The sequence below is a fragment of the Bacillus sp. FSL W7-1360 genome (assembly GCF_038592975.1).
Taxonomy (GTDB): Bacteria; Bacillota; Bacilli; order Bacillales; family Bacillaceae_D; genus Shouchella; species Shouchella lonarensis.
Genome location: NZ_CP151950.1, coordinates 1,963,168 through 1,974,622, shown reverse-complemented (window position 1 = coordinate 1,974,622; position 11,455 = coordinate 1,963,168). Strand labels below are relative to the sequence as shown.

The window sequence follows — 11,455 nt, the reverse complement described above, 5'->3', positions numbered from 1 at the left end:
TGTTTGAAGCCGTGGTTAAAGTTAAAAAACATACTTAGAGGGAGAAAGAAAACGGACGTGAAGCAACGAACGAGAACGCGCATCGGGAGTGGCTTTCATGTAGAGAACCGTACGCTCGCCACAAATGAAACGATCTTTGCGGCAGTCAATCGCCTAGCCAATTCCATGTCTGTATTACCGTTAAAGCTCTATCAAGATTATCGAGCCAGCCCCGATCACCCGATGCATGAATTAGTCGCAAATAGCCCGAATCCGAATCAGACCTCTTTTGATTTTATCCGACTGCTTGAGACGCACCGGAATGTAAAAGGAAATGGGTATGCAATTAAAATTCCTGGTGTTTACGGGCAAATTGAACAGCTTGTGGTATTGAATCCAGATCATGTCCGTCCGATCGTTCACGCTGAAACAGGTGAACTATGGTATGAGGTAAGAGGTGTAGATATGTATTACGTTCATCATCTGGACATGATCCACGTAAAACATATCCATACAAACGGATGGTTGGGGATTAACCCAATCCGAGTGCTTGATAACACGATCACGTATGACGCTGAAGTACGACAGTTTTCAATGAAACAAATGAATGGTGCGATTGAATCCTTTATCTTGAAATACGGTGCACAAGTGGATTTAGCAAAGAAACAGCACGTAGTCGAGAATTTTCGCAGGTTTTACGAAGAGAACGGCGGCATCTTATTTCAGGAACCAGGCGTCGAGATTGAACCGATCAAGAAAGAATTTATCAAGCCAGAAGTGTTTGAAGTTGAGAAAATCACCCGTTCACGCGTCGCACTCGTTTTTAACGTTCCTGAGCATATGTTAGGGGTTTCAGACGGTGTGAGCTATAGCAGCATGGAACAGTCCAATCTAGACTATGTCCAAAATACATTGATGCCGATTGTCCGGCAGTACGAACAAGAATTTGATCGGAAACTGTTGTCGGTGGAAGAGCGGAAAGCGGGTTATTATCACAAGTTTAATGTAGCAGGGTTGTTAAGAGGTGACATCAAGACACGCGGCGAGTTTTACCAAAAAGGCGTGCGGAATTCATGGCTGCGGCCGAATGAAATTCGCGGCTATGAAGACTTGCCACCGGTGCCCGAAGGAGATATTTTACTCGTTAGTAAAGACCTGATGCCTTTGGCGCAAATACAAAAAACATATGAAGACCATCCAACAAAGCACACTCAAGAAGAGTAGTGTTTTTAATTTGGCAAAGGAGGTGAGGGGCAACGTGACAGGAAAGAAATACTGGCAATTCAAAGCCAAGGCTGACAGCGCGGCCGATTTATATCTCTATGAAGAGATTGCTTCATGGGGCGGCGGATACGAAGCACATTCCGCAAAAAGTTTTAAAAACGAGCTGGATCAGCTTGGAGACATTCAAACATTGAATGTGTTTATTAACTCCCCAGGCGGTGATGTGTTTGAAGGCGTGGCTATTTATAACATGCTTAAACGTCACCAAGCTCATGTGCACGTGCATGTAGATGGCATTGCGGCAAGCGTCGCATCGGTCATTGCCATGGCGGCAGATACGATTCATATGCCTTCCAATGCAATGATGATGATCCATAATGCTTGGATGATCACAGCGGGCGACTTCAACGAATTAAGAGAAACTGCCAATAGACTTGAGAAAATCAATGAATCCTTGATCCAGTGTTATGTAGATCGCGCTGGGGGAGCGTTATCGGAAGATGAACTTAAGCAGCTTCTAAATGAAGAAAGCTGGCTCAGTGCTACAGAGTGTGTGGACTATGGATTTTGTGACACGATTGAAAAAGCTGTGGATATGGCTGCTTTTTCGAAACAATCTCTAGTTGGCAGGTATGACAAGACACCAAAAGAACTATTTAACCAGAAACCTTTGCCAGAGGATCGGTCATTCCGTGAAAAGCTCATGAAAAACGCTTTGGAAAATGCACAAGCAGTGAAAACATACTTAGGGGGACTGTAGATGAAGACCTTATTTGAACTCAAGAACAATGTAAAAACCGTGGGCGATCACTTGGCTGCGTTAGACACTCAAATTACAGAAAAGGCTGTTGATCCGGAGACGACGCGAGAAGACTTAGAACGATTAAAAACCTCTCGTGATGATATGCAAGCACGATTCAACTTATTAAAAGAAAAGCATGATGAGATGGAAAAAGCACAAAAAGCATCTTTTCAAGCAGTACAACGGCAAGTCATTGCCCATGAGCACGATCCAAAAGCAAGAATGAAAGCCGCAAAAGCGGAATTATACCGTGCAACGGCACGTCAACGACCATTATCTGAAGAAGCAAAAGCGATCTTAGGGGATCAAAACAACACGGGCGGTGAAAAAATCCTGCCTACGACGATGACGACAGAATTGTTGCATGAACCGTTTGTGAAGAACCCGTTACGGAACGTATCCACGTTTACAAATGTGACGAATTTAGAGATTCCGAAAGTCAGTTTCCAGCTTGATGACGATGACTTTATTGCCGATACCGAAACCGCAAAAGAGTTGAAGACAGAAGGGAATGTGCTCACGTTTGGTCGTCACAAGTTTAAAGTGATGGCACCTTTATCGGAGACGATTCTTGCCGCAACGGACACGAATTTAGTACAGATGGTCGATCAGGCGCTTGAATCTGGTGTGGCGGCAAAAGAAAAGAAAGTAGCGTTTGAACAAAAACCGAAAGCAAGCGAAGAGCACATGTCTTTTTACGCGACGGGGATTAAAGAAGTCACTGGGAGTGACAAATATAAAGCGATTAAAGCGGCGATTGCCGACTTGCATGAGGACTACCGTGACAATGCCAAGGTCGTCATGCGCTACCAAGATTACTCCGATATCATCGAGGTGCTCGCAAATCAAAATGCGACTTTATATGGTGCGCCGCCAGAAACGGTGCTAGGCAAGCCGGTTGAGTTTTCCGATTCCGCTGTCGATCCTATCGTAGGAGACTTTACGTATAGCCATTACAATTATGATCCGCAGGTGCTCTATGATCGTGATAAAGACGTGAAGACAGGTATCGAATTGTTTGTGATCACGGCTTGGTTTGACCACCAAATCAAGTTAAAATCAGCATTTCGGATTGCAAAAGTCAATGCAACGCCCTAAACCACCCCAGCGATTGACAGCAACTAAAGTCAACACGAAAGAAGTTGCATTAGAGTGGTCATAGGGGAGAGGGGGACAAGAACAATGGAAGAAACGTATCATGTGTATCGCGATGGAAAAAAGATCGCGAGCAACGTAATAGAACAAACGTATACAGACACAGGCTTAAAGCCTGACACAGCATATCATTATCAGGTGAGTAGCGAGAATGAACACGGTGAGTCAGCGCTGTCGGATGAATTGATTGTACGTACAAAAGCGATTGCCGTATCGGGAGTGACAATTAAGCCCGAGACGGTATCGGTTGAAGAAGGCAAGACTGTGCAGTTACAAGCGACAGTGGCACCTCCTGATGCTACAAATCAACAAGTGTCCTACACTTCGTCGGATGAGAAAGTGGCTGCGGTCAATACCTCTGGTTTGGTAACAGCGGTGAAGCAAGGTGAAGTTACAGTGACAGTGAAAACAGCGGATGGCAACCACACAGCAACATCAAAAATCACGGTTACACCAAAACCAGTACCAGTCGCAAGTGTTAGCGTCACGCCTACGACAATGGAACTTGAAGTAGAAAAGACCGTGCAGTTACAAACGACAGTGGCTCCGAATGATGCAACGAACAAACAGGTGTTTTACACATCATCAGATGATAAAGTCGCAGTGGTAAATAAAGACGGTTTAATCACGGCAGTGAAACCAGGAGAAGCGCAAATCACTGTAAAAACCCAAGACGGAAACAAAACAGCGACATCAAAAATCACGGTGAAGGCAAAACCAGTACCAGTCGCAAGTGTTAGCGTCACGCCCACGACAATGGAACTTGAAGAAGGAAAAACACAGTCGTTAAAGGCAACCGTGAAACCAGATAACGCCGATGATAAGACGGTGACATTTAAAAGCGCTGATACTTCTATTGCAACGGTCGATGCAAATGGTTTAGTAAAAGCAGTCAAAGCAGGGAAAACAACGGTGACGGCTACTGCTAAAGGTGATACAAGCAAAACAGCCACTTGCGCCGTGACAGTGACAGCACCACCAGCGCCACCACCGGATGACGGTAAAGAAAAAGAAGGTAAGTAAGATGCAGCTTGAAGCGATTAAGAACTATCTGCGCATTGATCATGATGCAGATGATGAACACTTACTTTTCCTTCAAGAGGTAGCTGAGCACTACATTATTGATGCTGTTGATAGGCGTTTGACAAAGGATCAACTGTCAGAATGCAAGCCGTTCACATTAGCAGTGTTACTTTTGATCAGCCATTGGTACAAAACGCGTTCTGCCACGTCAGAAAAGCCATTTCATGACATTCCGCACGGTGTTGTGCCTCTTGTTTTAAAGGTTCGGGGGTGGCGTGATGCCCATTACCAATCCAGGAGAGATGAATGAACGTATTGTTTTTCTCAAGAAAATAGCGAGAAAAGACCAGCATGGGACACCTCAATTGGCTTATGAAGAGGTGTTTTCGTGTTGGGCTATGATGATGACGCAGTATTTAAGGGAAGTCACGGCAACGGTTGGTACAAAGCTCGAGAACACTGTCACATTTGTGGTTCGCCATCAACAACGGCAAGCAATCACAAATGACATGGTGATCAAACATCAAGGGATACAATACGAGATTATCCAGATCAACCCAGACTTACGACATAAAGCATTCATGACCGTTATTGCGAGGGAGGTCACATAAATGAGTGTAGAGGTTCGCGGCGGGGATAAGATCGATCGTCATTTGCGACAGTTGGCCGCGCGAGAAAAGCGCGTAAGAAACAAAGCGTTACGCGCCGCGGCGGTCGCAGTGGCGGATCGCTTAGAAAAAAACACGCCGGAAGATAAAAAGAGCCGTGGCAAGCACTTAAAAGACGACGTGAAAATTTCTGGCGTCAAACAAGATGGAAGCGTTGTGATCGGTTATGGCAAAGACACTTACTGGCGTGCACATTTTGTGGAGATGGGTACGATTAAAATGAATCCGCAGCACTTTATCCTTCAAACGGAGCGAGAAATGTCCACTCAAGTCATCCACATTATGGAGACAGAAATCAAGAGAGGACTAGGCTTGTGATGGAGAAAGAAAAGTTGCCGGCGGAGCGTGTGTATGATCTTTTAATGGGAAGTAAGGCGATCATCAATCTGGTCAATGTGGAGCATATTTACACCTTAGGTGTGCCAGAAGACTATCAAAAGGTAGAAAACGCACCGATGATCCGAATAAACGAGATAGGTGAGTACCAATCGGGCTTCGCCACAAATGAAGCGATTCAGTTAAGACAAACGGTGCAAATAGACGTATGGGGAACAGACATTCAAATGTTGAAGCCGATTCGGAATGCACTAGATGCAGTCATGTCAGGGCATCAATGGGCGCTTAGTACCTCTGCACTCGATAAAGACCCTGATATTTCGCTGCTAAGATTAGCAAGAAGATATACAACGACGTTACAAACATGAAAACAAAGGGGTGATGAACGATGGCAAGTGTCGGATTTGACGGCATTAAAATTGGCATCCACGACGGAGACACCGAACAGATCAAAGAAGTGATTGATATTACCGCAGATGCGGGCGCGATTGAAGCGGGAATTTCTGGTTTAGGAGCTCCTGTCAACACAACGTACGCCAATAACGCGCCGTTCTATGTCTCGGCGATTGGGACAGGAACGCCTGAATTGACCCTTCAAGTGGTCGATTTAGGGACAGAGGTGGTAAACAAAATTCTAGGCGTGACAGTAGAAAACGGAGTTGAAAAGCTCGGCGCAAAGACGGTTGCGCCATACATTTCAATTATTCTTTCTGCCGCTACACGTACTGGCTCGGATTTATATTTGGCGCTCTTAAAAGGAAAGATGTCTTATCCTGATCAATCTTTGGCGACAAGTACGGATAAAGGCGCAGAACTTAATACGGATGAAATTAGTGGAACCTTTGTGGCGCGACGAAGTGATGGCTATGCCTTTTGGAAAGCGCGGTCTGATACAGAAGGCTTTACGCTGGAAGCATTTGAAAAAGATGTGTTTCAAGGTTACGTCGAGACACCCTAATCCGCCCCGAGGATTGACCGAAAAGAGCGTGAGTGCAGATCAAGTCACGCTTACATGGTCATAGGGGGAGACAAGAGAGGAGTTTTAAAATGTTGACAATGACATTAAGACCCGCGGTACGCAATGACGAAGGAAAAGTCGTCTTAGATGAACACGGAGATGTAAAGCGCGAAGAACATACGTATGTGCAGCAACATATAGAGGCAAGTGTACTTCGGAGGCTTTTACAAATCCAAGCAGAAGCATCAGAAACAAGCGAAGCCATGATGTTCGAGAAGATGGTGCAGTTTGTGGCCAGTTGCTTTGATGGCGGTGTTGTGACTGCCGAGATGATCTGGCGTGGGTTTACATCAAGTGAAATTGCGGATGAAATAGCGGAGGCTGTTACGCAGATCATGGGCGGCGAAAAAAAAGTTCAGAATCAGAAAACGATCCACCAGACACCACACCGCTGACGTATGCACAATACCTCGAGCAGTTAGATCTCTTGTACCTTGACTTAATGGAAAGTGGCTACAAATACGATGAAATTGATCGGATGGACATCAACGGCTTTATGCGATTGATGGAGACAAAAGCTGCGTCAAGAAGTAGCCGAACAAGAAGATCAAAAGGAAAGCTCATGAGCGCGGAAGATTTTTTCAACACTATATAATAGGAAACTCGTGCAAGGTAGGTGAGGAACGTTGGCGATGGTAGGCAGACCACTGGGAAATATGATCATTGAGCTCGATATGAGTGGTACAAAATTTCAACGGTCACTTGATGGGATCAGAAGACAATTAAAAACCGCTCAAAATGAGCTTAAAGCAAAAATGTCGGTGATCAGCCAAGCTGGGGACGGCTATAAAACAATGGAAGCCAAAGTGGCTGGTCTCACCAAAGTCATGGCAGCCAACGAACAACAACTCGCCATCCTGCATGAGCGATATGAACAAGCCAAAAATGACTATGGCGAAAACTCAAAAGAAGCACAGCGCTACGCCGCACAGATCAACGACGCAGTCGCAAAGCAGTCAGCGATGCAGAAACGACTTGAAGACGCAGAGATTGCGATGCGTGATTACAAGCGAGGAACGCAAGACACACGGACACAACTTGATCAAGCCGGAAGGTCCATGCAAGCGCAAGTCTCTGTATTGCAGATGCAAGGTAGACAGTATGCCGCATCAAAAGCTACTCTTGAAGGATTGTCAGAACAACACCGCCTGCAAGGAGAACTCGTTGATAAAGAAAAAGAGAAACTAAACGATCTCATTGCAGTAAAAGGTGAAGATGCACGCGAAACGAGAGAGCAACAAGTTGTCGTGAAAGAAGCCATTGCAAACCACAAGATCATGGAAGCACAATTGGGCGATCTTGAAAAGCAAATTGGCGGTGTTGGCGATGCCTACGTTAATGCGGCCGACCGACTTACGAACTTTAGTGATAAGATGCGTGGGGTGGCGGATCAACTCAAACATGTAGGGCGCGAGCTAACGACAAAAGTGACGATGCCGATTGTGGCAGGAGTGGGCGCAGCCGTTGCCGCGGCGATTGAGTTTGAAGACAGTTTTGCCGGATTTAAGAAGGTCACAGATGCGACAGCACAGGAATTTACAGTGTTTAAGCAGGCGTTTCGAGACCTATCAAAAGAAATCCCCGTCGCGACAAGTGAAATTAATGAAGTTGCCGCAGCAGCATCTCAACTCGGCATCAAAAAAGAAAATGTTTTAGGTTTTACGGAAACGATGCTTGCGATGGGGGTTGCGTCAGACTTAACCAGCGAACAAGCATCTTTTGCGTTTGCGCGATTAGCCAATATCACGAAAATGCCGCAACAAAACTTTGACCGCCTTGGATCAAGTATCGTAGAGCTGGGTAATAACTTCGCCGCAACGGAGTCTGAAATTAGCGAGATGGCACTCCGTGTAGCCGGCGCAGGGACGCAAGTTGGCATGACCGAAGCGGATATTTTAGGGTTCTCCACTGCGTTAACCGCGGTTGGAATCAATGCAGAAGCCGGTGGAACCGCGATTTCCAAGTTGATCATTGAAACCGCCGCCGCTGTGGATGAGGGAGGTGCGTCGCTCAAACAATTTTCCGATGTAGCTGGTATGTCAACATCGGAATTTAAACAAGCCTTCGAAGAAGATGCCGCAAGCGCGGTGTTTATGTTTCTTGGCGGTTTAGGTGAGCTTTCAGAACAGGGAGAATCCGCATTCAAGATTATCGATGAAATGGGACTATCTGAAATCCGACTGCGAGATACAATTTTACGTACATCCAATGCGCGTGAGTTAGCAAACGATGCGCTAGAAACCGCAAACCGCGGCTGGGAAGAGAATACCGCGCTTGAAAAAGAAGCGGCTGAACGTTATGAAACGACGGCTTCGAAACTGAAAATTTTATGGAACCATCTGAAAGACCTTGGGCTGCAAATTGGTGATTTGTTGTTGCCTATGGTAAACGAATTGATCGTGCATATCACAAATGTGATCACCGTGTTTAGTGGCATGTCAGATGGCATGAAACTAGGAACGGTGATTGTGGCAGGACTAGCCGCGGCAGTTGGTCCGCTTGTTTTAACGCTCGGTCTATTTGCGGCGTCGATTTCATCCATTGCTGGGGTGATGGCAAAAGCGTCCATCGTGATGGGGAAATGGGGCGGTGTCGCCGGCATCCTTCGCAATATTTTTAGCGGCTTACGTGTGGCGTTTTTGGCTTTTACGGGACCAATTGGACTTATTGTCGCTGGGGTAGCAGCTGTAGCGGCAGGGTTTGTGCTCGCCTATAAAAAGATTGAACCATTTCGTGCGTTCATTAATCAAATTGGTGCAGCCATCATGCGAGCTTTTGGCAATATTAAAGCGTTTTTCAGCGGAGATATCCTCGGAAATGTGAAAAATATCCTGCCGCCTGAGCTGTTAACGAGATTACAGGTTTTTGGAGATGGTGTGAAAACTGTATTTCAAACACTAAAGCAACTTGTCTTACAGGCAGTATCAGTCATGACCGATTTTGCTAGAGAGAAGTTTGGACAGTTGAGCGCTTTCTGGGATCAAAACGGGAACCAAATTCTCCAAGCGCTACAAAATGCATTTCAAGGGATCAAAACAGTTGTCACAGCGGTATTTAGTGCGGTGATGACTGTCGCAAAGCCATTACTTTCTTTCCTATTTGATATAGGAAAAACCGTCTTACCCTATGTTGTGGAAGCCTTTAAATTCGGATTCAATGTCATATTATCTGTTGTCAAAATGGTATGGGAGAACATCAAGGGAGTAATCAACGGAGCGCTCAACGTCATTATGGGGACCATCAAGATCTTCACTGGGCTGTTTACGGGGGATTTCCGCGCGATGTGGGAAGGCGTTAAACAACTGTTTTTTGGCGCTGTTGAAGCCATTTGGAACGTGATACAACTGATGTTTTGGGGGCGGTTATTAAAAGGTGTCGTTGGTTTTGCACAAATGTTCACGGGGTTCTTTCGGGGCATGTGGAATGGCATTAAAGCCATTTTTACTACAGTCATTCAGTTTGTCGTGAACTTTGTCAAGAACAGTTTTACCGGCATGGTCAATGTCACGAAAAGCATCTTCAACGCATTCAAGAATGTGATCCACACTGTCATTAAAGCAGTAAACAATATTATTTCAAGCATCATTCGTGCTGTCGTAGGTTTTGTGACAAGACATTTCACTAAGATGAAGGACCAGACGACTGCCGTATTTACAGCTTTAAGAGACACCGTCAAACGTATTTGGGATGCAATACGATCCCGTATTGTGGATCCTGTAAAACGAACAGTAGACAACGTACGTAGTTATTTTGGGAGTATGCGGCAGCGCGTCATCGACATTTTTAATGGGATGCGCAATAAAGTTGGAGAGATCATCTCAAAAATGATTGATACGGTTAAAGCCATGCCAAAAAAGATGGGAGACGGATTGAAAAGAGCCGCAAAAAACATCGGTGGCGGAATCAAAGAAGTCAGCAAGCTACTACTAGAAGGACTTGCAAAAGGCGTAAATGGTGTCATCGGTGGTGTGAACTGGATTTTAGATAAAGTCGGTGTGGACTCAAAAATACCGAAGTGGAAGCTGCCCGAGTACGCCAAAGGAACAAAGGGACACCCTGGCGGTTTAGCCGTGGTGGGAGACGGCGGTGAGCCTGAGCTGATCCGTTATCCGGACGGTCAATTTTCATTGTCCCCAGCGACAGACACGCTTTTGAATTTGCCAAAAGGCACGCAAGTTTTAAGTGGTCGTGATACAGCCACGCTCTTGCATGCTTTACCTGCCTATAAGGATGGCACTGGTGCATGGGATTGGATTAAAAATGCAGGAAGTAACATTGCTAATACTGTAAAAGGTGGCGTATCAGCATTGAAGGATAGTGCCATCGACGTATGGGATTGGGTTACGGATGGTGCAAAAAAACTTCTCGACAAGGTGCTTGAAACCATGGGCGTGGAAGTGCCGGATATGAACGGTAGCTTCGGGAAAATCGCACGTGGCTCATTTGGGTTCATAAAGAACAAGATGGTGTCGTTTGTGGATGGGGAAATGAATGAGGGAATGCCAGAAGGCGGTGGTGGTCATGGATTTCCACCTCCCTTTCGTAAATCATCATCGTTTAACCCGCGCCGGAAACACCCGATTACAGGGAAAATTCAGGCCCACAACGGGGATGACTGGGCCGCACCTCCTGGCACGCGCATCCCGTCTCAATCAGGCGGACGCGTTTCGTACAGTGGGCGAATGGGTGGATATGGAAATATTGTCATCGTCAAAGGTGGCGGTGGACTAGAGTATCGCTATGCACACAATAGTCGTAACTTGGTGCGTCTGGGCGATGCCGTAAAACCAGGACAAACTGTTGCTTTGGTTGGTTCGACTGGCGATTCAACCGGTCCGCACCTTCATTTTGAAGTCCGTCGCGGTGGCAAACCACTGAACCCGTCAAAATATGAAAATGGTGGTTTCAGCCTGAAACATAAACTCGCTGAGATCAGTGAGGGAAACAAGCCAGAGGCGATTATCCCACTCCACCGATCGAAAAGAAGCAGAGCGATGCAGCTTCTGGCGAAAGCGAACGAGATTGTTGGGTTTGATCATGGTGGTCAAGTGCACGTGCAAAACGACAACACGGACATTATCGCAGAACTCGTAAAAGGTCAGGCGATGATGCAACAGCAGATTGACTTATTACAACAGTTGTTGTTAAAAGATCAACATGTCTACTTAGATGGTCAGAAGATCACAGATGATGTGAGCCGTCGTCAAGGCAAGCAATATCAGCGCTTAGCATGGCAGGGAGGGGTGTAGA

General features: G+C 46.0%; 11 protein-coding genes. All 11 read left to right on the top strand.

Features of this window, described 5'->3' with window-relative positions; all coding sequences use genetic code 11:
- Positions 1 to 3 precede the first annotated feature (3 nt).
- The 11 genes from NSQ26_RS10165 to NSQ26_RS10115 all read left to right on the top strand — a co-directional run bounded on the left by NSQ26_RS10165 (position 4) and on the right by NSQ26_RS10115 (position 11,454).
- A complete protein-coding gene (locus NSQ26_RS10165; protein WP_499718081.1) occupies positions 4 to 1,203 on the top strand; it encodes a phage portal protein in 1,200 nt (399 codons plus the stop codon).
- Positions 1,204 to 1,237: 34 nt separating this feature from the next.
- Positions 1,238 to 1,963 (top strand): head maturation protease, ClpP-related, encoded by a 726-nt coding sequence (locus NSQ26_RS10160; protein ID WP_499718080.1) that lies wholly within the window; start codon positions 1,238 to 1,240, stop codon positions 1,961 to 1,963.
- Positions 1,964 to 3,103, top strand: a complete 1,140-nt coding sequence (locus NSQ26_RS10155) for a phage major capsid protein (RefSeq protein ID WP_499718079.1) — start codon at positions 1,964 to 1,966, stop codon at positions 3,101 to 3,103.
- Positions 3,104 to 3,187: 84 nt separating this feature from the next.
- Complete coding sequence (locus NSQ26_RS10150; RefSeq protein WP_499718078.1) at positions 3,188 to 4,183, top strand: Ig-like domain-containing protein; 996 nt, start codon at positions 3,188 to 3,190, stop codon at positions 4,181 to 4,183.
- A 1-nt stretch (position 4,184) separates the two neighbouring features.
- Entirely contained in the window at positions 4,185 to 4,493 is a 309-nt protein-coding gene (locus NSQ26_RS10145) for a head-tail connector protein (RefSeq protein WP_499718077.1), read from the top strand.
- Positions 4,486 to 4,794 carry a phage head closure protein gene (locus tag NSQ26_RS10140; protein ID WP_499718076.1) on the top strand — a complete coding sequence of 103 codons (309 nt, stop codon included), beginning with the start codon at positions 4,486 to 4,488 and terminating at the stop codon, positions 4,792 to 4,794. The genes NSQ26_RS10145 and NSQ26_RS10140 overlap by 8 nt, the downstream gene beginning before the upstream one ends.
- A complete protein-coding gene (locus NSQ26_RS10135) occupies positions 4,795 to 5,169 on the top strand; it encodes an HK97-gp10 family putative phage morphogenesis protein (protein ID WP_499718075.1) in 375 nt (124 codons plus the stop codon).
- Positions 5,166 to 5,555, top strand: coding sequence for a hypothetical protein (locus NSQ26_RS10130; protein ID WP_499718074.1), 390 nt, complete (start codon positions 5,166 to 5,168; stop codon positions 5,553 to 5,555). Before NSQ26_RS10135 ends, NSQ26_RS10130 begins: the two co-directional genes overlap by 4 nt.
- Positions 5,556 to 5,575: 20 nt before the next feature.
- Entirely contained in the window at positions 5,576 to 6,145 is a 570-nt protein-coding gene (locus NSQ26_RS10125) for a major tail protein (protein WP_499718073.1), read from the top strand.
- 89 nt (positions 6,146 to 6,234) lie between these two features.
- A complete protein-coding gene (gene gpG, locus NSQ26_RS10120) occupies positions 6,235 to 6,600 on the top strand; it encodes a phage tail assembly chaperone G (RefSeq protein WP_499718072.1) in 366 nt (121 codons plus the stop codon).
- A 237-nt stretch (positions 6,601 to 6,837) separates the two neighbouring features.
- Positions 6,838 to 11,454: a phage tail tape measure protein gene (locus NSQ26_RS10115; protein ID WP_499720039.1), complete on the top strand. Its 4,617-nt coding sequence runs from the start codon at positions 6,838 to 6,840 to the stop codon at positions 11,452 to 11,454.
- Position 11,455: the final 1 nt, after the last annotated feature.

Coding starts and splice junctions, on each gene's coding strand:
- NSQ26_RS10125 (WP_499718073.1), top strand. CDS start 5,576: ATGGCAAGTGTCGGATTTGACGGCATTAAAATTGGCATCCACGACGGA.
- NSQ26_RS10135 (WP_499718075.1), top strand. CDS start 4,795: ATGAGTGTAGAGGTTCGCGGCGGGGATAAGATCGATCGTCATTTGCGA.
- NSQ26_RS10150 (WP_499718078.1), top strand. CDS start 3,188: ATGGAAGAAACGTATCATGTGTATCGCGATGGAAAAAAGATCGCGAGC.
- NSQ26_RS10140 (WP_499718076.1), top strand. CDS start 4,486: ATGAATGAACGTATTGTTTTTCTCAAGAAAATAGCGAGAAAAGACCAG.
- NSQ26_RS10155 (WP_499718079.1), top strand. CDS start 1,964: ATGAAGACCTTATTTGAACTCAAGAACAATGTAAAAACCGTGGGCGAT.
- gpG (WP_499718072.1), top strand. CDS start 6,235: ATGTTGACAATGACATTAAGACCCGCGGTACGCAATGACGAAGGAAAA.
- NSQ26_RS10145 (WP_499718077.1), top strand. CDS start 4,185: ATGCAGCTTGAAGCGATTAAGAACTATCTGCGCATTGATCATGATGCA.
- NSQ26_RS10115 (WP_499720039.1), top strand. CDS start 6,838: ATGGTAGGCAGACCACTGGGAAATATGATCATTGAGCTCGATATGAGT.